General features: G+C 45.5%; 24 protein-coding genes and 1 pseudogene. 16 read left to right on the top strand and 9 right to left on the bottom strand.

Annotated features, from left to right (window positions below; genetic code table 11):
- Nucleotides 1–2: 2 nt before the first annotated feature.
- The 3 genes from N4J56_RS28325 to N4J56_RS28315 all read left to right on the top strand — a co-directional run bounded on the left by N4J56_RS28325 (nt 3) and on the right by N4J56_RS28315 (nt 3,683).
- Complete coding sequence (locus tag N4J56_RS28325; protein ID WP_317109472.1) at nt 3–854, top strand: pentapeptide repeat-containing protein; 852 nt, start codon at nt 3–5, stop codon at nt 852–854.
- 355 nt (nt 855–1,209) lie between these two features.
- Entirely contained in the window at nt 1,210–2,247 is a 1,038-nt protein-coding gene (gene glpX / locus N4J56_RS28320; RefSeq protein ID WP_015157307.1) for a class II fructose-bisphosphatase, read from the top strand.
- A 149-nt stretch (nt 2,248–2,396) separates the two neighbouring features.
- Nucleotides 2,397–3,683, top strand: a complete 1,287-nt coding sequence (locus N4J56_RS28315) for a glutamyl-tRNA reductase (protein ID WP_015157308.1) — start codon at nt 2,397–2,399, stop codon at nt 3,681–3,683.
- Between the two features lie 139 nt (nt 3,684–3,822).
- On the opposite strand, the gene N4J56_RS28310 is transcribed toward N4J56_RS28315, so the two are convergent.
- From N4J56_RS28310 to N4J56_RS28285, 6 genes and pseudogenes are all read right to left on the bottom strand, one after another.
- Nucleotides 3,823–4,026: a hypothetical protein gene (locus tag N4J56_RS28310; RefSeq protein ID WP_015157311.1), complete on the bottom strand. Its 204-nt coding sequence runs from the start codon at nt 4,024–4,026 to the stop codon at nt 3,823–3,825.
- Nucleotides 4,023–4,535 carry a hypothetical protein gene (locus N4J56_RS28305; protein ID WP_317109471.1) on the bottom strand — a complete coding sequence of 171 codons (513 nt, stop codon included), beginning with the start codon at nt 4,533–4,535 and terminating at the stop codon, nt 4,023–4,025. The genes N4J56_RS28310 and N4J56_RS28305 overlap by 4 nt, the downstream gene beginning before the upstream one ends.
- Nucleotides 4,536–4,768: 233 nt before the next feature.
- Nucleotides 4,769–5,074 (bottom strand): RNA recognition motif domain-containing protein, encoded by a 306-nt coding sequence (locus N4J56_RS28300; RefSeq protein ID WP_015157313.1) that lies wholly within the window; start codon nt 5,072–5,074, stop codon nt 4,769–4,771.
- 191 nt (nt 5,075–5,265) lie between these two features.
- Complete coding sequence (recQ, locus tag N4J56_RS28295; RefSeq protein WP_317109470.1) at nt 5,266–7,383, bottom strand: DNA helicase RecQ; 2,118 nt, start codon at nt 7,381–7,383, stop codon at nt 5,266–5,268.
- Between the two features lie 112 nt (nt 7,384–7,495).
- Nucleotides 7,496–7,657 (bottom strand): annotated as a pseudogene (locus tag N4J56_RS28290) (DUF3368 domain-containing protein); the annotation flags it as partial.
- Nucleotides 7,654–7,899: a UPF0175 family protein gene (locus N4J56_RS28285; protein ID WP_317109468.1), complete on the bottom strand. Its 246-nt coding sequence runs from the start codon at nt 7,897–7,899 to the stop codon at nt 7,654–7,656. The gene N4J56_RS28285 and the pseudogene N4J56_RS28290, both read right to left, overlap by 4 nt.
- A gap of 147 nt (nt 7,900–8,046) precedes the next feature.
- On the opposite strand from N4J56_RS28285, the gene N4J56_RS28280 reads away from it, so the two are divergent.
- From N4J56_RS28280 to N4J56_RS28240, 9 genes are all read left to right on the top strand, one after another.
- Complete coding sequence (locus tag N4J56_RS28280) at nt 8,047–8,298, top strand: helix-turn-helix domain-containing protein (RefSeq protein WP_317109467.1); 252 nt, start codon at nt 8,047–8,049, stop codon at nt 8,296–8,298.
- Nucleotides 8,299–8,301: 3 nt separating this feature from the next.
- Complete coding sequence (locus N4J56_RS28275) at nt 8,302–9,081, top strand: hypothetical protein (protein ID WP_317109466.1); 780 nt, start codon at nt 8,302–8,304, stop codon at nt 9,079–9,081.
- Nucleotides 9,082–9,139: 58 nt separating this feature from the next.
- The gene (locus N4J56_RS28270) at nt 9,140–9,277 is read left to right on the top strand and encodes a hypothetical protein (RefSeq protein WP_317109465.1); all 138 of its coding nucleotides are present in this window, start codon (nt 9,140–9,142) and stop codon (nt 9,275–9,277) included.
- Nucleotides 9,278–9,747: 470 nt separating this feature from the next.
- On the top strand, nt 9,748–10,986 hold the full coding sequence (locus tag N4J56_RS28265; protein ID WP_317109463.1) for a response regulator: 1,239 nt from the start codon (nt 9,748–9,750) through the stop codon (nt 10,984–10,986).
- 78 nt (nt 10,987–11,064) lie between these two features.
- Nucleotides 11,065–11,427 carry a response regulator transcription factor gene (locus N4J56_RS28260; protein ID WP_015157319.1) on the top strand — a complete coding sequence of 121 codons (363 nt, stop codon included), beginning with the start codon at nt 11,065–11,067 and terminating at the stop codon, nt 11,425–11,427.
- A gap of 13 nt (nt 11,428–11,440) precedes the next feature.
- Entirely contained in the window at nt 11,441–11,965 is a 525-nt protein-coding gene (locus N4J56_RS28255) for a chemotaxis protein CheW (RefSeq protein ID WP_317109461.1), read from the top strand.
- A 106-nt stretch (nt 11,966–12,071) separates the two neighbouring features.
- On the top strand, nt 12,072–15,695 hold the full coding sequence (locus N4J56_RS28250; protein ID WP_317109460.1) for a GAF domain-containing protein: 3,624 nt from the start codon (nt 12,072–12,074) through the stop codon (nt 15,693–15,695).
- 166 nt (nt 15,696–15,861) lie between these two features.
- Nucleotides 15,862–16,698 (top strand): Hpt domain-containing protein, encoded by an 837-nt coding sequence (locus N4J56_RS28245; RefSeq protein ID WP_317109458.1) that lies wholly within the window; start codon nt 15,862–15,864, stop codon nt 16,696–16,698.
- Between the two features lie 49 nt (nt 16,699–16,747).
- Nucleotides 16,748–18,823: a hybrid sensor histidine kinase/response regulator gene (locus N4J56_RS28240; RefSeq protein ID WP_317109456.1), complete on the top strand. Its 2,076-nt coding sequence runs from the start codon at nt 16,748–16,750 to the stop codon at nt 18,821–18,823.
- A gap of 82 nt (nt 18,824–18,905) precedes the next feature.
- Here the strand turns inward: N4J56_RS28240 and N4J56_RS28235 are convergent, their stop codons facing one another.
- Nucleotides 18,906–19,406: a PH domain-containing protein gene (locus N4J56_RS28235; RefSeq protein ID WP_317109455.1), complete on the bottom strand. Its 501-nt coding sequence runs from the start codon at nt 19,404–19,406 to the stop codon at nt 18,906–18,908.
- Nucleotides 19,407–19,674: 268 nt separating this feature from the next.
- Between N4J56_RS28235 and N4J56_RS28230 the strand changes: the two genes are divergently transcribed.
- A complete protein-coding gene (locus tag N4J56_RS28230) occupies nt 19,675–21,123 on the top strand; it encodes an MFS transporter (RefSeq protein WP_317109454.1) in 1,449 nt (482 codons plus the stop codon).
- A gap of 97 nt (nt 21,124–21,220) precedes the next feature.
- Nucleotides 21,221–22,210 (top strand): GTP 3',8-cyclase MoaA, encoded by a 990-nt coding sequence (moaA, locus tag N4J56_RS28225; RefSeq protein WP_317109453.1) that lies wholly within the window; start codon nt 21,221–21,223, stop codon nt 22,208–22,210.
- A gap of 183 nt (nt 22,211–22,393) precedes the next feature.
- Here the strand turns inward: moaA and rpsD are convergent, their stop codons facing one another.
- Complete coding sequence (gene rpsD, locus N4J56_RS28220) at nt 22,394–23,002, bottom strand: 30S ribosomal protein S4 (RefSeq protein WP_015157326.1); 609 nt, start codon at nt 23,000–23,002, stop codon at nt 22,394–22,396.
- Nucleotides 23,003–23,427: 425 nt separating this feature from the next.
- Here rpsD and N4J56_RS28215 point away from each other — a divergent pair, with 425 nt between their 5' ends.
- Together N4J56_RS28215 and N4J56_RS28210 are read left to right on the top strand one after the other, a co-directional pair.
- Nucleotides 23,428–24,057, top strand: a complete 630-nt coding sequence (locus N4J56_RS28215; RefSeq protein WP_317109452.1) for a hypothetical protein — start codon at nt 23,428–23,430, stop codon at nt 24,055–24,057.
- Between the two features lie 167 nt (nt 24,058–24,224).
- The gene (locus N4J56_RS28210; protein WP_317109450.1) at nt 24,225–25,046 is read left to right on the top strand and encodes a Cof-type HAD-IIB family hydrolase; all 822 of its coding nucleotides are present in this window, start codon (nt 24,225–24,227) and stop codon (nt 25,044–25,046) included.
- A gap of 266 nt (nt 25,047–25,312) precedes the next feature.
- On the opposite strand, the gene N4J56_RS28205 is transcribed toward N4J56_RS28210, so the two are convergent.
- A complete protein-coding gene (locus N4J56_RS28205) occupies nt 25,313–26,233 on the bottom strand; it encodes a DALR anticodon-binding domain-containing protein (RefSeq protein ID WP_317109448.1) in 921 nt (306 codons plus the stop codon).
- Nucleotides 26,234–26,539 lie beyond the last annotated feature (306 nt).

The following is a 26,539-nucleotide window of genomic DNA, read 5'->3' as shown; positions in this document are numbered from 1 at the left end:
GAATGGCAAATTGGGAGCATCTGGCGCTACTGCAACAGGGTGCGGTTACTTGGTTGGAGTGGCGCAAGCAAAACGTGCAGATTGTACCTGACTTGAGCGCAGCTAATTTGTGTGGAGCTAATTTTAGGGGGGCTAATTTTAGGGGGGCTAATCTAAAAAGAGCCAATCTCGATCGCGCTAAACTGATTGCAGCTAATTTGTGTGGGGCTAATCTCAGTGCAGCTAGTTTGTGCGAAGCTGAATTGATTGACGCTAATTTGCAAAAAGCAGAATTAGTTGATGCTCAGTTAATTTCAGCTCGGTTAATGGGTGCAGATTTAGCTTATGCCAACCTGATCGGGGCAGACTTGCGGGGTGTCGATTTAAAAGCCGCAGATCTCAGCCATGCTAATTTGACGGCGGCTGAATTTATTGGAGCTACTCTTAGCGAAGCAGATTTGAGTGTAGCGAAGTTGAGTCGAGCTAGTCTTGTCTATACTAATTTGACTGGAGCTAATTTCAATCATGCTAATTTGAGTAGTACGAATTTATATGAGGCTGAGGCGATCGCCACTTGTTTTTATCGTGCTAATTTATGTCAAGCTAATTTGAGTGAAGCTCATTTTGGTGGTGCGTATTTGTTTGGAGCCGATTTGAGTGCAGCGGAGCTTTACATGACTGATTTGAGATGGACGAATTTAAGTAAGGCGAATTTTACAGATGCTAATTTAATTAAAACAGATTTGAGGGGTGCTAATCTCAGCAGAGCTATTTTTATAGGTGCTAATTTAAGTGGAGCTAACTTGGATGGAGCTAATTTGAGTAAGGCGATTTTTCAGGGGGCAATTATGCCCGATGGGAAGGTTCGTCATTAGAATGGACGATTAAAATCGCAGCTACACAAACTAACTCCGCCTGCGCGGACTAGGAAATAATTGAAGATGTGAAACCTGCGGAGGCAGGTTTTGTCTGTATAGCCGCGAATTCTGTACAATTGCTAAACCATAAGTACAAAAATACTAAAAGACGGTCAAGAAAATTGAAGTTGCGATCGCCTCCTCAATTCCCCTCACTCCTCACTCCTCACTCCTTTCCCCTCTTTCAGCAGCAAAACTTAACAAAACCTGAGTAAATACTTGTAGTCCACGGGGTGACGCGGTTTGGTAGACTTATGTACTGATACAGCCGCAAAACAACAGCAGCAAACAGAGCATTGGGAGGACAGACCGCGTGGAAAATACTCTAGGTTTAGAGATTATTGAAGTTGTAGAACAAGCAGCGATCGCATCTTCCCGTTGGATGGGTAAAGGCGAGAAAAACACTGCTGACCAAGTGGCTGTAGAAGCCATGCGGGAGAGAATGAATAAAATTTACATGCGGGGTCGGATTGTCATCGGTGAAGGCGAACGGGATGAAGCCCCCATGTTATACATTGGCGAAGAAGTCGGGATCTGTACCCGTGCCGATGCCAAAGATTACTGTAACCCAGATGAATTAGTTGAAATTGACATCGCCGTTGACCCTTGCGAAGGCACGAACTTAGTTGCCTACGGACAAAACGGTTCAATGGCTGTACTCGCGATTGCCGAAAAAGGTGGTTTGTTTGCTGCTCCTGACTTTTACATGAGAAAACTCGCAGCACCAGCCCCAGCACGCGGTCATGTAGATATTAATAAATCGGCTACCCAGAACCTCAAAATCCTCTCAGAATGCCTCGGACGCGCCGTAGAGGAGCTAGTTGTGGTCGTGATGGATCGCCCTCGCCACAAAGAACTCATTCAAGAAATTCGCCAAGCAGGAGCAAGAGTACGCTTAATTAGCGATGGTGATGTCTCCGCCGCGATCTCCTGCGCTTTCTCAGGAACGAACATTCATGCCTTGATGGGCATTGGCGCAGCTCCAGAAGGCGTAATTTCCGCTGCGGCGTTGCGCTGTTTGGGCGGGCATTTTCAAGGACAATTGATCTACGATCCAGAAGTAGTCAAAACTGGTTTGATTGGCGAGAGTAAAGAGGGAAATATCGCCCGTTTGAAAGAAATGGGAATTAATGACCCAGACCGAGTTTACAATGCTGAAGAGTTAGCTTCGGGTCAAACTGTCCTGTTCGCTGCTTGTGGTATTACCCCAGGTACGCTGATGGAAGGTGTCCGCTTCTTCAAAGGTGGAGCTAGAACCCAAAGTTTAGTTATCTCCAGCCAATCCCGCACGGCGCGGTTTGTAGACACGATCCATATGTTTGACGAACCAAAGACACTGCAACTGAAGTAGGAGGATAAGGGAGCAGGGAGCAGGGAGCAGGGAGCAGGGAGTCGAGAGTCGGGAGTCGGGAGTCGGGAGTCACCGATAACTGATAACTGATAACTGTTAATTCCCTCACCCCTCACTCCTCACTCCTCACCCCTCATTTGGGAGGAGACATGAACATTGCGGTTATCGGGTTAAGTCACAAAACAGCCCCAGTAGAAGTTAGGGAAAAGCTGAGTATTCCAGAATCGCAGTTGGAAGGCGCGATCGCTCTTTTGTGTAGCTATCCGCATATTACCGAAGCAGCAATACTTAGCACTTGTAACCGTTTGGAGATTTATATCGTTACTCCAGAAACGGAACAAGGGATTCGAGAAGTAACCCAGTTTTTGGGCGAACATAGCAAATTACCAGTCCGCGATTTAAGACAACATTTATTTATTTTGCTCCACCAAGATGCAGTCATGCACTTGATGCGAGTCTCGGCTGGTTTGGATAGCTTGGTGTTAGGAGAAGGGCAAATCTTAGCTCAGGTAAAACAAACCCATAGTTTAGGACAACAATATAACGGTATCAAACTCATTCTGAATAAGCTGTTTAAACAAGCAATTACGGCTGGCAAACGGGTACGTTCTGAAACTAGTATCGGTACTGGTGCGGTTTCGATTAGTTCTGCGGCAGTAGAATTAGCCCAAATGAAAGTTGCTAATTTGGCAGCTTGCCGAGTGGCGATCGTTGGGGCAGGTAAAATGTCGGAGTTACTCGTTAAACATTTGGTGGCAAAAGGTGCGAGTCAAATTTGTATTTTGAATCGTTCTTTAAAGCGATCGCAAGCTTTAGCTAATCAGTTTCAACATGCAGATTTAAAACTTTGTTTACTGTCAGAAATGATGCCAGTGGTGGCAACATCAGATTTGGTATTTACTAGTACCTCGGCTACAGAACCGCTGATCGATCGCGCTAAACTGGAAATTGCTCTAGAGCCAAATCGTCCGTTGATGCTATTTGATATCTCCGTACCGCGTAACGTACATGAAGATGTCAACAATTTAGACAACGTACAAGCGTTTAACGTAGACGATTTAAAGGCTGTGGTGGCTCAAAACCAAGAAAGCCGTCGCAGAATGGCAATGGAAGCTGAAAAGCTGCTGGATGAGGAAGTAGAAACATTTGACGTGTGGTGGCGATCGCTCGAAACTGTTTCTACGATCAGTTGCTTGCGTCATAAAGTCGAAACCATTCGCGAACAAGAGTTAGAAAAGGCTTTATCGCGTTTGGGTTCGGAATTTGCTGAAAAGCACCAAGAAGTGATCGAAGCTTTAACAAGAGGAATCGTGAATAAAATTTTGCACGATCCGATGGTACAGTTGCGATCGCAGCAGGATATTGAGGCGAGGCGGCGTTGTATGCAAACTCTTCAAGTCCTGTTTAATTTGGATGCTGAAGAACAGTTTGGTTAGTTTGTTATTTGTCATTCGTCATTTGTCATTTATAGGGGTGGGTTCACCAGGATCTTTGGATTTATGCAAAGATTTTGGTAAGCTTGCCCTAATTGCGATCGAATTAGTTTTTTCTGTAGAGACGTTACATGTAACGTCTTTACAGGACATCGACAGAAGCATCTTGGTGGAACCGAATCACCCGTGAAAGTGAAAGCCGATTGTTCCCAGAAGGACACACTGTCAGTGCGATGCTACCTTGACCGGAATCTAGTACTTGCTTGACAGTACAGATTTGTCTCTTGCTATTACAATAGGCAACAATGCGATCGCCAATCTGAATGTTTAATGCTTGAATTTTCATTTGACTACCAGAGTATGAGAGGCTTGCTGTCCAGCTTTCTGAGTCCAAATATCACCGGATAATGGTAGATGAGACATCTTGACCTCAAGCGGATGTGGTGGTTCTAGCGCAAATGAGGTAAAACCTTTTTCATGAGACTGAACTAAGCTAACTATCCAGGGAAGAAAATCTAAGATTTCTTCTGGCAATAGAGTTAACTCGAAGTACCAACGCTGATTCAGTTTTTGAGAGTCTTGATGCTGTTTCGTAGATGTAGCTATACCAGCACCTTTATTAATAGCTAACTTCAGCAGAAATGGACGGTTGGGGATTAATTCATCAGGCGATAAGTGGACGTAAATATATATATAGTTTAATCTTTGTTGACGATCTACCCAAGAAGCTATAGATGGATTACTAGCGGATGAGTTACTGTTAGTAATAATTACTGGAACTCCCATCTCTGTAGCAAAGAGAGAATAAAACTCACGCCTTAATTGAGTCACAATGCGTATTGCTTCTGGAGTCATATTTTAAGTGATTTTTCTACTTAAGTTGCTTTCATGTCTGGCTATTTTGTCGATCCTAAACGTGGTGCTTGTAGTTGCGAAAATGCAGTCATTCTAATCTAGCTGCGCTCCTCTACAATGGAATCAATTAAACTAGAATTTAGCCAACCTGCTTTGCAAGCTATTTTCAAAAACAAAAGGGCAGACTCCTTGTCTACCCTCAAACCTTAGAGTCGAATTCTTTGTCTCAAAGTTTAGTAACGACGAGAGTATCCGCCGTTACTGTTTCCACGTCTACCATCAGACGAGCCTCTGTCTTCTCTAGGCTTTGCTTTATTAACCTTCATATTCCGCCCCATCCACTCAGCGCCATCGAGGGCATCAATAGCAGTGGTTTCTTCGGCATCTGTATCCATTTCTACGAATGCAAAACCACGCACTCGACCTGTTTCGCGGTCGGTTGGTAATTGAACTCTTTTTACAGATCCATACTGTGCAAAAGCGGCGCTGAGGTCTTCTGGCGTTACCTCATATGATAAGTTACCTACATAAATTGACATATCATTGTCTCCAAAATCAGAAGGTGCAGAGATTTAGATTTCGGAGAGAAGCCTGTTGATTTTAATCACAAACAATACAACCGAATTTCATTGTCTCGTCTATATGCTACCGCATTATGAGATTTTTGGACGATCGCGATCGCGGTGATAACGATCTCAATGGCGCGCTAGTTGACCTTTTAGAGCCAGCTTCAATTTTTTTCGTGTCGCCAGCGTCCCCTCACCAAGCGGATTTCATCGTAGGAATAATCCTCGCCTAAATATTCTCGAATTGGGGTAAGGGAAATATCGCCAAGTTTTTCTAAAGCTTGACAAATTTTAACCTGGCGATCGCGATCGACTAACCGATCTAAATCCACATTCTGGTTTTTTTCCACTAAATCTGATAAGTGACGGATAATTGTTGTCGGGCGTACATCTCGCTTTTGGGCAATTTCTGCTACACTCAATCCTTGTTGATATAACTGTAAAGTATATTGTTCTGTTCCAGTTGGATGGGAATTCTGAGTTTGAGTATAAGCCTGAATTTCTATTAAGAACTTTTTGCCATACTGAGCTATTTTGTGTGAGGTTACACCCGAAAGTTTAGCAAATTCAGTTAAAGTTTGTGGTTGCTGCAATGCCATCAATTTCAGCGTAGAATCGGCAAAAATGACATAGGGTGGAACTGATTGTTCGTCAGCAATTTCTTTACGCAGCGATCGCAGTTTTTGAAATAGCATTTCGACTTCAGCACTTCGCGCATCTAAAGGTTGAGCCGAAAGATTTGGTGTATTATCAATTGCAATTGAAACTGTCCGCTGTCGCCGCATCACTTCCCAACTTGCAGCATTAAGTTTTAAAACAGAATAACCATCAGTTGTTTGATCTAGTAAACCTTGGTGTAGTAGCGATCGCCCTAACAATCGCCACTCTTCTACAGTTTTATCTTTGCCAATTCCGTAAGTTGAAAGTTTGTTATGACCGTATTGCAAAACTTTTTGATTTTTAGAACCGCGCAAGATATCAATAATGTGATTCATGCCAAATTTTTCTTTGCAACGTGCCACGCAAGAAAGAAATTTCATCGCCTCGATTGTCCAGTCTGCAACTGGTTTGGGTGCAATACAGTTATCGCAACCGCTACATTGTCCGGCAAATCTCTCACCAAAATAGCCTAAGACAATTGTGCGCCGACAATCTGTTCCTTCGGCAAAATCAATGACCTGACGTAATTGTTGACGGGCAATTCTTTGTTCTTGTACGTCAGTTTTTTGGTCGATTAAATATTCAATTGTTTTAATATCGCCGTAACCTAGAAATAGAGTACAACGGGCTGTTTCACCATCTCTTCCTGCCCGTCCCGATTCTTGATAGTAACCTTCAATATTTCGAGGTAAATCATGATGGATAACGAATCGCACGTCTGGTTTATTAATTCCCATCCCAAAGGCGATCGTTGCTACCATAACTCTGACATCATCGCGAATAAAACGGGTTTGATTTTCCGCTCTTTCTGTATCGCTTAAACCTGCATGGTAAGGTAAAGCAGCAATCTTGTCTTGTTGTAATTTAAAGGCAATCTCATCGACTTTTCGGCGACTGAGACAATAAACAATTCCCGATCCTTCCGATTGGCGAATAATTTGTATAAGTTGGCTGTAACTTTGCTTTTGTTTTGGTTGAACTTCGTAGTAAAGATTAGGGCGGTTGAAACTCGCAATATGAATGCTAGGTTGTGATAATTCTAACTGTTGAATAATATCTTGACGGACGCGATCTGTGGCTGTAGCGGTGAGGGCGAGGGTTGGTACACCAGGGTAACGCTGACGCAACTGTTTTAACTGGCGATATTCGGGGCGAAAGTCGTGTCCCCATTCCGAGACGCAGTGAGCTTCATCAATTGCAAAAGCTGCAATCCCGATTTTCTCGCGGATTAAGTCGAGAAAAGGCAGAAATTTTTCGTTTAACAGCCGTTCTGGGGCGACATAGAGGAGTTTAGTTTTACCACTGAGAATCGCTTGTTCCCGCGATCGCACTTGATGTAAATTAAGGCTGCTATTGAGAAATGTTGCCCCAATTCCGTTATCTCGCAGCGCCTCCACCTGGTCTTGCATGAGGGCGATAAGGGGGGATACGACCACGGTTAAACCTGGCTGTAACAGAGCTGGAAGTTGAAAGCAGAGAGACTTTCCACCGCCTGTAGGCATGACAATCAGTTGATCCCGATTTTGCAGCGCTTGTTCGACGATTTGTTTTTGTCCAGGGCGGAAGCTATCGTAGCCGAAGTAGTGTTTGAGTGCTGCTTCCAGGGATTGAAACCGAGGCATGGTTGAGAGAATGTACGGGATTACTATATTGTATTTTGCCCAGATTCACGATGCGAGAAAAGACTGGTAGTTACAAAATGTATGGGAGAGGGCAGCTATAGGCAGTATATCTTGTACAAACTTCTATTCCACCTGCTACTGGAAAATCAGGCTCGGTTAATTCGCGATAAACAGCTTGAGGAATAGTAATCGTGCCGTAGAGTTGTTGTAAAAGATTGAGTCGATTGATGGCTGCAAGATTATTAATCGGAGAAGTATCGCTGACAACAATCACAATCTACCCATCTCCCGTAAATTCTTAATATCTTGCTCAAAATCTTCCACATCGTAATGGACTGGAATCTGGCGACTCGCCAGTAAATGCTGAAAAGCAATTCGATTCATTCCCGCAAACCGACTCGCTTGGGCTAGGGTTAGTTTCTCCTTTTGGAATAGCGTAACTGCAATTTCCTGTTTCATTTCGGCTTCGCTCATGCGAGTCGTAGCTAGCATCTCGTCAGGTATAGTAATACTCATCGTTTTCTTTCTCTTATGTTGATATTCATCTTATAATACATTAACAATACATTATGTATTTAAGCTGTGAGGCTCTTTCAGGTATTTGATGGTCATTCTCTATTTTCAAGCAAAGTGGCGTGGATAGTAGTTTAAGCTGGGTGACTTATGGATGATATTTTACTAGAGCAGTTATTGAATGAAGATGAAAGCTCATCGTTGGACTTTAAGCGAGACCAATATTCCTTTGATCGAGTTAGCGCTCAACAAAAAAGTGAACTTCTTAAAGACATATTAGCTTTTACTAATGCTTGGCGAAGAACATCTGCTTATATACTTGTTGGAGTCGATGAGATAAGGGGTGGAAGGAGTCGTGTTGTAGGAGTTCAGCACCACTTAGCTGATGCAAACCTTCAATAATTTGTGAATAGTAAGACACAGCATCCCATAGAATTTTCTTATAGGGTATATCCATTTGAAGGTCGTCAGATTGGTATTATTACTATACCGATGCAGAAGCGTCCAGTTTCGGTGGATAAAGATTATGGAAAACTAAGAAGAAATATTGTTTATGTTAGACGGGGTAGTTCAACTGCTGAAGCAAAGCCAGACGAAATAGTAAGTATGGGTGCTGTTGCAGTAGTAGAAAATCTAACAAAAGATCTTAACTCCATAATTCAGTATGAAGACAAACCAATAAAGCTACTTCCTGTTACTTCACGAAGTCTAATTCAATGGATACAGATTGGACTTTTTTCAAGTGTTGTTGGCTTGATTTATACCTTCTTTAATCCGAAAAGCTTAGTTAAATGGGGACGAATTGGACTTTTACCAGGTATCATCGGCTTCATTTATACTTACGTTATTTTAGAAAGTAACTTTTTTATCGCTTTTGTCTTATTGGCTGGGTTGAGTGGCATATCATTGGGTTCGGGTTTAGCACTTAGAAATAAGAGAAATGTCAGGTTAAAAGATGGAATATCTTTAAAGAGCAATTCCAATGGAAGTATTGTCTTGACAGAAACTTATGGTACATGTCCTTTATGTAGTGGAATTGTCAAGCTAAAAGCTATGCCTAAAGGTTCAGATCAAAGAATCATGGGAATTTGCCAGACAAATTATGAACAGCATACTTTCTCTTTCGACTTCACAAATTATATGGGAAAACATTACCCGATTGTTTGGCGTAAGCCTTCAAGTTAGACATCTGTACACATGAAGGAATCAAACATTCTCGATTGAGCGCTGATATTGCGATCGCGTGTCATTATTGGTATTGATGGTGAGAATGGTACTGTCAATCGCACCCTTACATATAGCGATAGTTCAGATCGTGCGGATTGAAGAACGACAAGGCTTGATTAGACAAACAGAAATCTCTGCGATCGCTCTAGTCTAGAAACGAGAGAAAGCGCGATCCCATATTCAGGTGCAAGTCGCGGTATTTTAATATACATAAATTTGAAGTAGGGGCAGACAAAAAAGAGAATAGCGAAAGCTGGCTCGGGTGGGACAACTGCTTGACTTCAGGAGCGCTTAGACTTTATGCTCTATGAAAAAGTCAAGAGCGATAAGCGATATAAATCTGCAAATAGCTTAATTTTCTAAAGATTATTACTGGCAATTGACAATTTGCTTCTAGTACTATTAAGTATTCACAAATTCTCTTATTCTTAGTTAATCAGAATTAGTAACCGAGTCGATGGAGTGAAATGCCAGCAGTAGAAGCGCTCGATTCAGCAAGTAGCATTTGATGCTGACCTGCTCTACCGAGAAGGTAAGTCGGCGCGAGTATCTCGCGTCAACACGAACGAGATTGTCACATACCAACTACCAACCAACACAAGCATCTGCCACATGGAATCGGCAATGACTGAGAGTCATTTATATACAGTGAAACTAAACAACTGGCTACAAGCTTGGAGCCAAGGGCAATTAAGGAACGGTAGGTTGAAGATTCAAGACTCCAATGGACGGCAGCAGTGGAGTTTGTATTTTCACTTGGGTCATCTCATTGGGGATGCACTCCGCCTGCATCCCCGGCGACGCTGGCTGCGTCAGTTAGCGCAGTATTGCCCTCAAATTCAAGTCGATCCGATCCACCTTTACCAAGAACAAAAATATCGCGGCGACGATTATGAGTTTTTAGCTGCATTGATGAGCAAGCGAGAGATCCTGCGCCAACAAATGGTATCAGTGGTTCAAGGTAGCGTCGCAGAAGTCTTATTTGATATTCTGCAACAGGAACAGTGGCTGCGCGATCGCTCCCTTCCGCCCCTGAGCTATACTTTTACTCCCGAAGAAAACTTATATACTTCGCCTTTAGTTTTTCTCTCTCCAGATCGTTCTTGGCAGCAAGCAAAGCAGGCTTGGCAGAAATGGTGTCAGGCGGGACTAGAAGAGTTTTCACCAAATGTGGCTCCGTTGATCTGGCAGCGCGAAGAATTGCAGCAACAATCTTCACCCGTAGTCTACCGCAGTCTGGTATCGATGGTAGATGGTAAGCGAACGCTGCGAGATTTAGCCTTGAGATTGCGACAAGACCCTATATTACTCACCCAATCTCTACTCCCCTATATCCGGCGCGGCTGGATGAAGTCGATTGAAGTGGGAGATATTGGCGAGAAGCTGGAACACATCATCAAGAGAGGTTCCCAGTCTTCTACCGCACAGCCAAAGACGACGAGTCCTCTCATAGCCTATATTGATGACAGTCCCAGAGATAGCCAGTTGTTAGGCAGAATTCTCACCCAAGCAGGCTATCGATACATCAGCTTGCAAGACTCCGTGCTTGCCCTACCAATGCTTTTAGAACATAAACCTAGTTTAATTTTCTTAGATTTGGTGATGCCGATCGCCAACGGTTACGAAATTTGCGCCCAAATCCGCCGAACTTCTGTATTGAAAGATACACCAGCGATTATTTTAACCAGTAACGACGGGATCGTCGATCGCGTCCGTGCCAAAGTCGTGCGATCGACAGAGTTTATCTCAAAACCGATCGAAGCGCCGAAAATCCTCAACGTGGTGAGAAAATATTTAGAATTCGGCGCTCAAAATACTCGCCTTGCGGACGAGAAACCAGCGATGGAATATGGAATTGATTGAAATCGACCGTACCTTGTTGTCGCGAGTGGGGGTGCTAAGCGGGACAATTGAATTGGAGCAATTGGTAGGAGAGAGTTTGTGAGTACAGTTTTGTTAGTAGAAGATAGTTTAACTGATGCCGAACTATTAACCCGCTATCTCAGACAAATAGGATTAACGGTAATTGGCGTGCAAAGCGGTGAAGAAGCCGAGGCACAGCTAAGATTGCAAACACCAGACTTGGTGATCTTGGATGTGATTTTACCTGGTCAAAGTGGATTTGAACTCTGTCACAGCTTGAAAACAAATGATGCAACCAAGAAAATCCCGATCGTGATTTGTTCTTCCAAAGGTACGGAAGTCGATCGCCTGTGGGGTTCTATGTTAGGTGCAAATGCTTACATAGCTAAACCAGTAGACCAACAACAATTACTGCAAGTCATCCAACAGTTTATTTTATAGTTTTAGAGAACTTATGGAGATACTTGATTCTCTAGCTAAAACGAGTTCTTCGCGACTGGATGGAGTAGCACCATCCTCCCAGGAAAAGTTTCTCCGCTGTCGCCTCGGCTCCCAAGATAGCGGTTTGCTGGCTTTAATTCACGTTGCCGAAGTTATACAAATTGTATTAGCAGAAATATTACCCGTACCCGCCATGCCTGAATGCATTTTGGGCATTTGTAACTGGCGGGGAAAAATGCTGTGGCTAGTCGATCTGAATCTCTTGCTCGACTATCCACCCCTGATCGCCTCAGAAATCGCCAGCGTCCCGCTGAGGGCGATCGTCATGCAGATTGAAGGACAGTCAATGGGTCTAGTGGTATCGCAAGTGCAGGATATCGAATGGCACGATCCGAGCCAGATTCAACCAGCAACAGCAAGTTTATTTGCTGCCAAAACCTTACCCTTTTTACAAGGATACTTGCCTCAAGCCGATGCTGTAGTCCTAGAACCCGAGGCGATCGCCCGTTGTCCGATGTGGCAGCTGCATAGGGGATAGGAGAGAAGTCAAAAATCAAAAGTCAAAAGTCAAAAGTCAAAAATGAGAAGACAGAAGATAGGAAGACTCACTTTTCTAACAACTAACAACTAACAACTAACAACTAATGCAATTTAAAAATTTATTTAAGCAAGAACAGGAACTGCCAGAGCAGAGACAACAATATCGCGGTAGCACAAAAATACTGCCATCTTTAGATAGCACGCAGCAGTCTGCGAGTGACACAGTTGCAGATGCAACTCAACCTACCGCACTAGTCAATGCCATGAAAGCAGAATTAGAACAAGCGGGATTGTTGAATGTACCGGAAGCTAGAGCTAAGTTTCTCCATCTGGAGCAGTTGGCACAAATGCTTCAAATGGGGATGAAAGACCAGACTGTAGCAACTGCTAGTAGCTTCAAAAGCGAACGGCAACGATTGAGCGCGATCGCCAGCGTTATGCGACAAGCAGCAGCAGAAGACGGACTGTTACCAACGACAGCTCATCTGGTGTGTCAGTATCTGCAAGCCGACCGAGTATTAATTTATCGTTTTTTGGATGAGGAAAAAGGTGTTGTTTTAGCGGAGGCAATGGTGGGAGATTTTACCCCGAGTTTGGGGGAAACTCTAGCAGTGCGGATGTTTGGGGCAGAAAATTTACAAGCATACCAACACTCGCCCGCGATCGCTCTAGCAGATATTTATCAAGCTTCCTTGAGTCCCTATCAAATTCAATTGCTAGAACGGTTTCAAGTTTGTGCTAGCTTAAGCGTCCCGATTGCTTTGCCAGAGGGAGGATGGGGTCTGTTGGTGGCGCAGCAATGCCAGAGTCCTCGTAGTTGGACGGAAAGCGAAATCAGTCTGCTGGATCGAGTTGCCACTGAATTAGCCCTACTCGTACAACCAGAAGAATACAAGATTCTTTTGCGATCGCTCGGCGAACAGCAAAAAGTCTTAGCGCGGGTGATTGAAAAAATTCAGGGTTCCCCCGACATTGGCAGTATATTCCGCACGACTACGCAAGAATTACGCCAGTTACTCAAAGCAGATCGAGTGGCAATTTATCGTTTCAATCCCGACTGGTGTGGGGAATTTATTGCGGAGTCCGTCGCTGCTGGCTGGGTTTCGGTTATTGAAGCGCAGGAGGGAGACGAGGTTTTAAAAAGCGATCGAGCCACCCAAGACCGCTGTACGTTAAGAAACTTAACGGCGTATGCTCCTAACGCCGATGCCGATACCTATTTGCAAGATACCAAAGGTGGTGGCTACGCCAGAGGGGAAAAATTTAAGCGTGTGGATGATATCTACACGGCGGGATTTTCTCCCTGTTATATCGCCAGTTTAGAGAAATACCAGGCGCGGGCATATGTCATCGTTCCCATTTTCCAAGATACGAAACTGTGGGGACTGCTAGCTGCTTATCAAAATTCTGGTTCCCGCCACTGGCAAGACGGGGAAGTCAATATCATGCTGCAACTGAGCAATCCTCTGGCAATTGCTTTGCAACAGGCAGAAGTCCGTCAGCAATTGCAGTCTCAAGCCGATCGAATTGCCCAAGCTGCCGAACGGGAACGTACCGTGACTCGGATTATCGATAAGATCCGGCAGTCTTTGAATATCAATAATATATTTAGAACTACAACCTACGAATTACGCCAATTACTCAAAGCAGATCGAGTCGCGATCTATCGCTTCAACTCCGATTGGAGTGGGGAGTTTGTAGCGGAATCCATCGCTCCTGGGTGGCGATCGCTACTAGAAGCGCAAAAACAAGACGATAGCCTCCAGCATAACTTGACGGAAGATGAAGGCTGTGTCGTCAAAGATATACCTGCGCCAGGATCGAATACCGTTGGTGATACCTTTTTGCAAGCCACCAAGGGTAGTTCGCTGCGAGACAAGCAATATCTTCAAGTCGATGATGTTTACGCTGCCGAGTTTTCTGCTTGCTATATGGAATTGCTCGATAAATTCCAAGCCAGAGCCTACATCACCATACCAGTTTATCAAGGGGATAAGCTGTGGGGCTTGTTGGCTGCCTATCAAAATTCTGGAGCGCGCCACTGGCAAGCAGAGGAAATAGAAATTATGCTGCAAGTACGTAACCCGTTGGGGATTGCGCTACAACAGGCAGAAGCATTACAGCAAGTCCAAGCAACATCGGCAAAATTGAGCCGTGCGGCAACTATAGAACAAGCTGTGACTCGAATTACCAGTCGCTTATTGCGATCGCTCGATACGGAGTCGGCAATTTATAAAATTATTCCTAAAGAAGTGCGGCAAATGCTGGCAGCCGAGCGCGTAGTTTTGTATAAATTCAAGCCTGACTGGGGCGGAGAGTTTGTGGCAGAATCCGCGGCTGCTGGGTGGAGTAGCTTGCTAGAAGTCTTACCCGTAATTGAAGACAGCCACTTACAAGACACCCAAGGCGGACGCTATCGCCAAGGCGGGACTATAGCTGTAAACGACATTTATACAGTAGGACACTCTGCTTGTCATGTGGAGCTGCTAGAGCAAATGGAAGCCAGAGCCTACGCGATCGTCCCCGTCTTCGTTCAGCAGGAACTCTGGGGTTTACTCGCAGCCTATCAGAATTCTGCGCCCCGTGAATGGGAAGAAACAGAAGTCAGTGCTTTAGCACAAGTAGGCAACCAAGTCGGCGCAGCGTTACAAAAAGTAAATTATCTAGAACAAATTCGCACTCAGACAGAACAGTTGCAACAACTCGTCCAAAGGGAAAAAGTAGCCAAAGAACAACTTCAGCAAAGGGCGATGCAGCTACTCGTTGCCGTGCGCCCCGCTCTAAATGGCGATCTGACAGTCCGCGCTCCCATCACAGATGATGAAGTCGGGACGATCGCCGATGCTTACAATAACACCTTGCAAAGCCTGCGGCGAATTGTCACGCAATTACAAACGGCATCGACACAAGTGAGCCAGACTTCCCAAAATAGCGAATCGGCAATGTCAGCACTGACGATACAAGCACAACAACAATTGACAGCGTTGCAGCGTGCCATGAGCGAAATTCAAGCGATGGTCGATGCTACCACAGTTGTAGCTGCCGATGCCGCACAGGTAGAAAAAGCAGCGCAACGCACCCACCAGACCGTACGGCAAGGGGATGCGGCAATGAACCGCACGGTGGAGGGGATTCTTGCCTTGCGAGAAACAGTAGCAGAAACCAGCCAATTAATCCAGCGCTTGAGTGCCTCCTCGCAAAAGATTTCCAAAGCCGTAGACGCGATCGGCAACTTTACGACTCAAACTCAACTTCTCGCCCTCAACGCCGCGATTGAAGCGACTAGAGCCGGAGAATACGGTCGAGGCTTTGCTGTAGTTGCCGATGAAGTGCGATCGCTTGCCCGTCAGTCAGCCACGGCAACCACAGAAATTGGCAAGCTCGTGCAAGAGATTCAAGCAAGCACGGCGCAAGTCAGTCAAGCAATGGAAACAGGCGTGCAACAGGCGATCGCTAGCAGTCATTTAGTCAGCGATACCCGCCAAAGCCTCACCGCGATCGTGGAAGCCACTGCTGAAATCGGTCAACTCGTCGCCGGGATTAATCAAGCTACCCAATCGCAAACTCAGCAGTCCCAGTCCGTCACTCAAGCCGTATCCGAAGTGGCAAATATTGCTACCAAAACCTCCGACGATGCCACCCTGCTATCTATCGCCTTCCACGAATTACTCATCATGTCACAAGAACTGCAAGCCAGTGCTAGTAAGTTTATTGTGAGCCGGGAGTAAGGAGTTGGCAGTCGGAAGTCGGGGAGAAGAGAGCAGCTCTTGAGCTGGGGAAGAAAAGCTTCCTTGTCCCCTTGTCCCCTTGTCGGACTTACGACTTACGACTTACGACTTCCCGCGTCTCCCTTGTCTCTCTCCAACTCATAACTCCTAACTCCTCACCCCTAGTATGAACGACTCGCTCCACGAACAAAGCTATGCTTACTTTCTCCAAGAAGCACCGCAGTTGCTACAAATTTTGGAAGAGGAATTATTGAATCTGAAAGCCGAGTGGAGTATGAATAAAGTTCATACTTTAATGCGGGCAACTCACACGCTTAAAGGTTCGGCGGCTTGTGTTGGCTTGGACAGTATAAGGCAGCTTGCACACTCTTTTGAAGACATTTTCCGCCACCTGTGCCGACCGGAAGTCACGCTCGATCGCGAAACGGAAGCCTTACTATTTGAAGCTTATGACTGCTTGCGTACCCCTTTGATGGCAGAAATTACTGGCAGCCACAACCATGATGCCGAAGTCTTCGATCGCGCTGCCGCAGTTTTTAGCGAATTGCAAGCAAAACTAGGAGTTAATTTCGCGCCAGAAGTTGAAATTCCTAACTCAGATGAATTGGGGTTTGATGTCACCAAATCTATTTTTGAAGTTGGAGTCGCTCAACGCTTGGCAGAGATCGATCGCGCTTTAGCAGGTGGGGAAGTGGAGACGATCGCGATCGCGCTGCAAACTCAAGCCGAAGTGTTTTTGGGCTTGGCAGAGTCTTTAAATTTACCAGGATTTGGGGCGATCGCGAGTGCGGCGCTCGCAGCTTTGGCTTGCTATCCCGACAAAGCGATAACCATTGCCCAAATAGCCCTAGCAGACTTTCAACAAGGGCAAGTATCCATCCTAGCAGGCGATCGCGGTGGCGGCGGGAGTCCTTCGGTGCAGTTGTTGGAATTAGTAAAGGGAGCAGGGAGCGCTTCGGTGCAGGGAGCAGGGGAGAAGAGAGCTGGGGGTTGGGGAAGCTGAGGGAGCTGAGGGAGAGAAGAGAGCTGGGGAGTTGGGGAGGCTGGGGAGGATGGGGAGAAAATACCACCACCACCAATTACCAACTACCAATTACCAATTACCAATTACCACCCCCAAAGATGAAGACTCTTTACTAGAGTCAATCTGGACGCTCGCCGAACCTGTAGACGATGGGGAAGCAGAACCATCAGAGCCATCAGAGACAGCCACCGCAGCAACCAATACTAACTCCGAACGATCGGTGTCGCCGCCTTCATCTTTAGCGAAAAGAGATGCAGCTATGTCGGATACAGTCAGAGTTAACGTCGGGCATTTAGAGCGTCTGAATTATTCTATTGGCGAATTGCTGACAAATCAAAACCGCCAGACTTTACAGGATGAAAAACTACAAGGCGGGGTGCAGGAGTTACTTGAATTAATCCAACAGCAACAGCAAATGTTGCTAGAACTAAAGCAGCGCTTGGACTTACAGGAAAAAGACCGTTCTAGTAAACTTGCCGTGTTGGTGCAATCTTTATTAGCAAATGGAGCGCAACTGCAAGCAACTGGGGATGACATTGATATTTATACTCGTCAGTCTAGCCAGATGTTGGAAAAACAAAGTCGCTTGTTAAATAGCGTGCGAGATGAGTTTTTGACGGCGAGAGTTATTCCTGTCAGCGTTGTTTTCGATCGCCTGCCTCCAATTTTGAGACAACTAGAAACTCTACACAACAAGTCTGTAAGGCTGAAGTTCAGCGGTAAAGAGGTATTAATAGACAAAGCCGTCGCTGAAAAACTTTACGACCCCCTTTTGCATTTGGTACGCAATGCCTTCGATCATGGTATTGAGCCTAAGTCCAGGCGATCGCAATTGGGGAAAGCGTCAACGGGTCGAATTGCCATTCGTGCTTTTCATCAAGGCAGTCACCTGACAATTGAAATCCAAGATGACGGGCAAGGACTCAATTACGATCGCATTCGCCAACGAGCGCTCGAAATGAGTTTAGTTTCGCCAGTTGACGCTAGCAGTCTCAGCGAAGTTCAGCTGATGGATTTTATTTTTGAACCAGGCTTTTCGACTGCGGCTCAGGTGAACAACCTTTCTGGAAGAGGTGTGGGACTAGACGTAGTTCGCGCCCAGTTACAATCTCTCCAAGGGGCGATCGCAGTTTATTCTCAACCCCAACGCGGTACGACTTTCATCCTCCAAATTCCCTTAAGTTTGACAATTGCGAAATTATTTCTCTGTCAGGTTGGTTCTACTACCTATGCTTTACTTGGTAGCGCGATCGAGCAAATCTTACTCCCTCAACCAGAACAGTTGCGCCCTTGGCGGGGAGGTAAGGTATTGCGATGGGGTGAAGCAAATGCAGAACAGTTAATTCCTGTTTTACCCCTGAAAGGAATTTTGCCCTATTTTGCACCGCTAACGGCTCCTGTCGATAGTCCAACCACTCTACAAGGACGCATTGTATTGCTACGCTACCAAGACCAACTTATAGCAGTAGAAATAGACCACGCGATCGGCGAACAAGAATTGGTGATTCGACCGCTAGACCCGATGATCGTTCCGCCTAGCTATGTTTATGGTGGTAGTATTTTGGCTGATGGCAAACTTACCCTCGCGATTGACAGTACTGCTTTAGCAAAGTACGTATTAGAGCGACAAGTAACTCAGGGCATGGGGCAGGTGAGGAGAGATCGGGATAGCAGTTTACTCAATAGCGTTACGCCTATGCTTTCAATCCCGCAACTGCAATCGGAACCAACTGCTGTGGGAGCAAAAATCTTGTTAGTCGATGATTCTCTTACTTGGCGACAAACTCTAGCGCTGACGCTACAACAGGCTGGATATCAAGTGGTACAAGCAGATAACGGTCGTGAAGCAATGACACAATTGCGATCGCATCCCGATTTGAAGGCGATCGTCTGCGATTTAGAAATGCCAGAAATGAATGGCTTGGAATTACTCCACTACTGTCGTCAATCTTCAAGTTTCACCCGTATTCCCTTTTTAATTTTGACTGCTAACACTGATGCAGAAAATCGGACGGCAGCAATGGAATTAGGTGCAAGCGACTATATCAATAAATCGCGATCGCACCAAGAACTTTTGGCAACTGTGGCTCAGTTAGTTCGATAAAGTGTCATTGGTCATTTGTCATTCGTCATTTGTAAGTAGTGAGTGGCTGATTTTGACTTTTAACTTGTAACTTTTGACTTACCTACATCATTTGCCGCGCTAACACTGCTCTCACAAATTGTTCTGGATTGTCTGGAGTTAGGACGATCGTGCGTTGCGGAAATCTCAAGACAACCGATCGCAGGGGATCGGTAGCATAAGCTTGATAGGAACCGAGGCGATCGTTGCGAAACCATCCAGTTATCCCAAATAATCCCCCATTGCCCCACGTCCGTAGCGAGTTGTCCATCGCGTGCGGATTGCTTTCAGCATCGATTAATTGCGTCAATGGAATCCGAGAGTTCCAGCCAAAGCGCTGAATGTAAAGCGCGTTATTTGTTAGTTTGTACCCTCTGACACCGAACAGCGCCGATGCAATAAGAATTACCAACGGCAATACAACCATTGCTAGTAGCCAGAGAAAATTGCTTCGTTCCTCTCCCACCAACACACCAATTAAAGCTATCCCTAGCAAAATAGCGCTGAAGAGAATCGTACTGAAAATGAGTGACTTATCCCAAGGGGCATTGAAAACCATACCCATATACATAAGTTTCCTCTACTCTACAAATTTCAGAATAGTTGAACTGTCGCCCGATCGCCAACAACAAATGACCAATGACGAACAACAAATGACCAATAACAAAATCTTTCTTACCCCTGACACTTGCCTCTCTCTTTCGGTCTAGCTTATGCTGCTCGAAACGCTGCTAAACGGCTATTTTCACCCGCTAATTATAGGCGTTGGAAAATGTTAAGTTAGCAGAGCGCGATCGCATAAACTCACTATTTACTCAACTCTTGTAGAAACCTTGTCAGCTCTCAGCAATACGCAACCTCTAGCGGCTGCAACAGAATTAACCACCACCCACCAGCCGCCTATAATTTCCAAGCCCGTCCTTCGGACTAGCCTCAAGGCTTCTACTATCGATGGTGTCTTTGCTGCTATCTTTTCGAGCGTTACCAGTGGTGTTTTACTAACTAACTTTTTGCTTCAGTTGGGGGCAAATCCTTTAGAAGTTGGGATGCTCTCTTCGATTCCAATGCTGACGAGTTTACTACAACCATTAGGAGCATACTTAGCCGAACGAAGTAGCAGCCGTCACTTTTTTTGTTGGTGGACTTTTATCCCCGCACGACTGTTATGGTTAATTCCCATCGCAGGTATTTGTTGGATTGTTTGGTTTAATACTAACTCTCACCAATTAGTCAGTTTAACTTTGGTGACAATTTTCGCAAGCAATGTTCTGGCAGGCTTGGGGACTTCCTCTTGGTTGAGCTGGATGGCGGCTTTAGTCCCCCATCGCTTGCGGGGTCGATATTTTGGCTTTCGCAATAGTGCAGCAAGTTTGACGACTTTAATCGCCGTACCTCTAGCAGGATTGACAATTTCGATTCTGCCTGGTAGCACTATTCAGGGATACGGTATCGTTTTGGGATTAGGAATCATTGCAGGAATCCTTAGTTTGGCGTGTCAAAATTTCATGGTCGATGTTAATCCCCAATTGCCACCACCGTCGCTGTTATCGTCGCCAAAAATGAATTCTTTAGCAGTAGCAGAAGTCATACAACCGCCGCCAATTTTTAGCTTGTTCCGAGATTTAAATTTCGTCAAATTTCTACTGTACTTCGGTTTGTGGGCATTTGCGGTTAACTTAATCGTGCCGTTTTATAACCTATATTTGCTAGACAATTTAAAACTAGACCTCAATTGGGTGTCTTTATATACGAGTCTCCATGCAGCCACAAACTTAGTGATGTTGCTTGTTTGGGGTAAGCTAGCCGATCGTCTGGGGAATCGTCCCTTATTGTTGATGGTAGGGATTTTAGTCGGAGTTTTACCTTTATTTTGGCTGGGAAGCGGAAATAACTTATTATCGCTGTGGTTGTGGTTGCCGCTCATTCACCTGGTTAAAGGTTCCCTGTGGGCAGCAATTGACTTGTGTAGTAACAATATCCAAATGGAATTAGCACCCAAGTCCCATCCTTCCAGTTATTTTGCGATCGCTGCTGCTACTGCTGGTGTATTTGGCGCTTTGGGAACAACTGTAGGCAGCCAACTCACAAGTTTAGATGCGATCGGTGGTCTACCTGGAGTGTTTATTATTTCTACTATTGTGCGCTTACTTGCTTTATTTCCCTTAATTTTCGTCCGCGAACCGCGCAGCCAGCCTCTTACCCAAGTTTTGCGCCTTCACCTACGGAAACCGCAATTAGTTACAGAGGAGCCTGCAACAAGCGCAACTAATTCTGCACAATAAAGGTGAGTAGTGAGTGGTGAGTAGTGAGTAGTGAGTCGTCACCTCCGACTCCCGACTCCCACTCTCCCACTCCTGTTTTCTCAACCGAATCAGCAGCATGAATAAAGTAGATTACCTCCGAATTAGCTTAATCGACCGCTGTAATTTTCGGTGTCAGTATTGTATGCCCGAAGGTGCAGAGCTGGATTATATTTTGCGACAGCAGCTATTGACGGCTGAGGAATTGCTAACTTTAATTCGCGAGGTATTCATTCCAGTAGGGTTTACGCGATTTCGATTGACTGGCGGCGAACCGTTACTGCATCCGCAGGTTGTAGAAATTGTCCGAGCGATCGCAACTCTACCTCAAACTCAAGACCTGGCGATGACAACAAACGCATTTTTGTTGGCAAACAAGGCACAAAATCTCTACGATGCCGGGTTAAGACGGATCAATATCAGCCTCGACTCCCTCGATCCTGAAGTGTTCGATCGCATTGTGGGCAGTCGCGGACGTTCCCGTTGGCAGCAGGTTTGGGACGGCATTCTCGCCGCGCATCGGGTGGGTTTCGACCCCTTGAAATTGAATGTCGTCGTGATTCCTGGGGTAAATGATTGCGAAGTCTTAGATTTAGCTGCCCTTACCCTAACTCGTTACTGGCACGTCCGGTTTATTGAATTTATGCCCATCGGTAACTCACAACTGTTTGGCGATCGCGGTTGGGTTGCTTCGGCTGAGTTACGCCAGCGCATCTGCGAGGCTTACGGTTTAGTCGAGTCGCAAGTGCGGGGTAATGGACCTGCTGACGTATTTCAAATTCCTGGGGCAAAAGGGACGCTGGGATTTATCAGCCAAATGTCAGAATGTTTTTGCGATCGCTGCAATCGGATGCGTCTGTCTGCCGATGGCTGGCTGCGTCCCTGTCTGCTCAACGAAATGGGACAAATTGACCTTAAATCTGCTCTGCGCGCTGGCGTTCCTACTACTGAAATTCGCGATCGAGTAGCCCAACTACTTACCCTGAAATCGGATATTAATTACAAACAAAGAGAATCTGGAACATCTGCCGGAACTTATGCCCGTACCATGTCGCAAATTGGCGGGTAGAAGTAGGGGCGCATAGCCGTGCGCCCCTACCCCCAATTTCTGTGCGCCGCCCCCTAATCAAACGGGTAAAAATCAACAAGCCCTCCAATTGACGGAATCGGAGGGCTTGATATTAAAAATTACAAAACTTAATCATAGGATCGTCAATGGCGCACCGCAGCCGCACGAGTGCAGCCATCGAAATTAAGCCTGTCTGGAGTAGTATTCAACTACCAACAGTTCGTTCACTTGCAGGGCGACCCATTCGCGCTCAATCACGCTGTTAACTTTACCTTCCAGCTTATTCTTATCAAATTCGAGGTGGCTGGGTAGGTTTGCTAAACCAGGATACTGGAGATTATTTTCTACTAACTGCCGCGATTGCGCTTTATTTTTAATCCCAATGACTTCCCCTGGACGACATTGATAGCTAGCGATATTAACTTCACGACCGTTTACCATAACGTGACCGTGATTGACTAGCTGCCGCGCTGCTGGGATTGTGGGAGCCATACCCATGCGAAAAACGGTATTATCCAAACGCATTTCCAACAGTTGCAACAGCACTTGTCCGGTAGAGCCAGTCACTCTTCTTGCCCGCCGCACGTAACGCAGCAACTGCTTTTCAGTCAAGCCGTAGTTAAAGCGGAGCTTTTGCTTTTCTTCCAAACGAATAGCATACTCAGAACGCTTCTTGCGAGCCTGTCCGTGTTGTCCAGGTGGGTAGGAGCGTCTGGCATTTTTCCGAGTCAAACCTGGCAGATCGCCCAGGCGACGAACAACTCTTAGTCTTGGTCCTCGATAGCGGGACATTCAATCTTCCTCTGCTTAATTCTGCGCGAACTATTCCAAAACTACAATTATAAATCTAAAAAGTGGTATCTGAAAAGCCCTAACAGGGAGTAGGGAGCAGGGAGCAGGGGAAGCTGAGGGAGCGATCGGGAGCGATCGGGAGCTGGGGCAGAGTCGCGGAGAAAGAAATTTAAAATCTCCACACCCCACACCCTACACCCGCATCAACAGGCACCACGCACCACTGATAACTAAGAAATCTAGGGATGCTAAACTGTAGTGCAAACGAGGGATGAGGGGTCAAGAGTGAATGGCGATCGCAGCCAACAAAATTCGGTCACTGGCTTCGATCGCTGCTCCCTACTCCCTGCTCCCTGCTCCCTCGCTTCACTGATAACTGATACCCTCAAATTGTAGTTATTTACAAATTTCTTGGTGGGAGTGTTATGGGGAAAACAATGTATTTAGTGGCTGGCTCGTTGGCGATCGCCGGTTGGATCGGTAGCAGTTTCCCTGCAACTGGGGCTGAAATTGTCACTGACTCTTTACGCAATGGCTATCGTGCTTGTACGGGGCGAATGCTCAATTCTGGAGTTTCACCGGAAGCAGCAGCAAGAGCCTGTGCGGGGGCGCTTTACCCGAAGGATGTCGCTCGTTGCGTGACGAGAATTGAGGGGCAGACAGAAATTTCTGCCCAAGATGCTTTAGCGACTTGCACGCAAGCCCGCCGACCTGTAGAGTTGTCGAGATGTGTAGTTGGCATTAGCGAAAATAGCCAAGGGCAGCCCGTACCAGGAGTACTAGATTTTTGCGGTCGCAGTTTATTACCAATTCGTTATGCTGAATGTGTCGTTGGATTGCGGCGAGAAATTAATGAGTTAGCTCCTACTCAAGCAATGGAAACTTGTATTAGTGCAGGCGATCGCCCTTTGGATTTTGCACCTAATTTTATTCCCCAAGGTCAATTACAACAACCAGTACCATCTCCGGCTCTGACTAACCCTGCAATCCCCGAACAAACTGCTCCCGCGCCAGATGCACCTGCATCAGATACGCCTACTCCAACTACGCCTTAGAAAGAACAAGGGAGAATTCGGAATTCGGAATTACTTCTGTACAGGCGGGTTTTGACTACAAGTTTCTTGTGCTAAACCCGCCCCTACGGTTTCCCGATCGCCTTGTACAGATGTTACATGTAACGACTCTACACTGATAACTGATAACTGATAACTGACTCCCCGTTATGAACCAAGAAATTAAATTACTCGTCCTCGATATTGATGGGACGATCGCGGGTAAGTCAAATCAAATTAATACCAAAGTTAAAAAAGCGATTCAAGCGGTGCGGGCAAAAGGCATACAAGTGGCTGTAGCAACAGGACGAATGTATCGTTCTGCTTTGCGTTTCCATCATGAGATAGATTCGACTTTGCCCTTACTTGCCTATCAAGGTGCTTGGATTCAAGATCCAGCTACCCAGAAGATGCACCGTCATTGGACTGTTGCCAAGCAAACAGCAATTCAACTGCTAGATTATTTCGAGCAACCTGAATTGCGATCGCTGCTTTCGGTTCATTTCTATATTAACGATCGCCTCTACGTGCGCGAACTGACTTCCGAAACCCGACTTTACTCCGAACGCTCTGGGATTGAAGCGATCGCGGTGGGAGATTTACGCCAAGCTTTAACAACAGAACCAACGAAAGTATTAGCGCTGTGCGACGACACCGAAATCATTGATAACTTACTCAGCAGTCTGCGCCAGCAATATACTCCTGCTGAACTATACCTGACTAAATCCGTTGCTACCTTCTTTGAAGCAACCAACCCTTCGATCAATAAGGGTGTAGGCGTGCGTTACTTAGCTGAAGAACTCCTGGGAATCGCTGCTGCTAACGTGATGGCAATTGGTGACAACTTTAACGATGTAGAGATGTTAGAGTATGCGGGGATCGGTGTAGCGATGGGTAATGCTCCATCTGACGTACAGGCGATCGCTCAGTGGGTAGCGCCTAGCGTCGAGCAAAATGGTGTTGCAGTTGCAATTGAAAAATTCTTACTTTAAATCAGTCATTTGTCATTGGCGAGTGTTCTACTAACGACGAATGACCAAAAATCAGAAAGGACACCAACGACTGTCCGTGTTTCGTCTTGGTGTCCTGACTGGTTCGCTCCTCACACACCCTTATATTAGAGTAATGTTCTTGATTTGTCACCCCCTTGAACGCTAATTTCTACCCAAAGACAGATAAGATTTGCCTATAGAGCAAGATGCCTTTGACAGTGACCGGTGACCTGTTACCTGTTACCAGTTTTATACTGTTCGCTAGTTCACAGTTCTAAGGGTGCGCAACTATTTAGTACTTCTACTAAGAGTATTCTGAATAGAGATTGAGCGATCGCTACTAAGCCAAGTCGCCCTTGTGCTAAGTTGAGATTTTGATTTTTGACCTCTCCCCAAATGCGACATTGACTATAAAAAGTTTGAAAAGCTTGACTCAGATTCAGAGCTACTTTCAACCAATTTAAAGACTTACGAGTAGGCGCGGGACAATAAAGCTCGTCTAATACTGCGATCGATTCGATGAGTAAATTTAACTCGGATGGGTGATACAAACAAATTTTTGCTTCACTCAACCAAGGAATAGGTTGAGGTGATATGACTTGTAGACATGAAGACTTAATGTCAGAGTTTTTTGACTTAATTGTAATTATGTTCTCCCCATGAGCCATTTTCAATAGAGAACAACAACGAGCATGAGCGTACTGAATGGGAAAGAGGGAATTGGTAATTGGTAATTGACGGTTGACAGTTAACGGTTGACGGTTGTTTTTTGCTCCCTTGTCTCCCCTGCTCCCTGCACCGAAGCGCTCCCTACTCCCTAAACTGGGTAGTGTCCCAATCCAGTGTTGCAACCAAGCAGCCAGACTGGGTTGAGTTAATTCTAAGTCGATCCACCCTGGGGAAACAACTTGAAAAATCAAGTTTTGTTGATGGTTTTGTTGGGCAATTAGCTGCGATATAGATTGCGCAACTTCTATAGTTGGGGAGTTGACAAGTTGACTTAATTTAAATGCGATCGCGCACCTGTAAACAACCGGACGCTGTTTAGATAACTGTAAAGGAAAATAACTTTTGCGATCTGTCAAGGATGGAGTGTCTAATATATACAAACTTAGCGCTGCTTGTATCTGCTGTAACAGCGCTTGCTTAGGTGTTAACTCAGCTAATGGAGGCGATCGGTGATTCACGTTTAATTTATAGTTAAAATCCCTATCCCTACCTGGGGGATTTACCAAGGTTCCATGCAAACGAATTGCTTAACCCCTATTTTTTGAATGGCTGCTTGAGAAGACTATGCCCTAGCAAAATTTACTATTACTGGAGCGTTCGTTCATCCGCGATCGTACTGAAAGATTTATGAGCTTTCGCTAAAAAATCTGGTGATTTCAGTAGATTTACGGTACAAAAAAACTCAGTCCTATGTTGTTGACAATATTTTGTCACAATTTTCCCTAGCTCAACTACAATCATTTGTACAACTGTTACTTGCAATG

Source organism: Chroococcidiopsis sp. SAG 2025, assembly GCF_032860985.1.
Lineage (GTDB): Bacteria > Cyanobacteriota > Cyanobacteriia > Cyanobacteriales > Chroococcidiopsidaceae > Chroococcidiopsis.
This window is presented reverse-complemented; position numbering and strand designations above follow the sequence as displayed.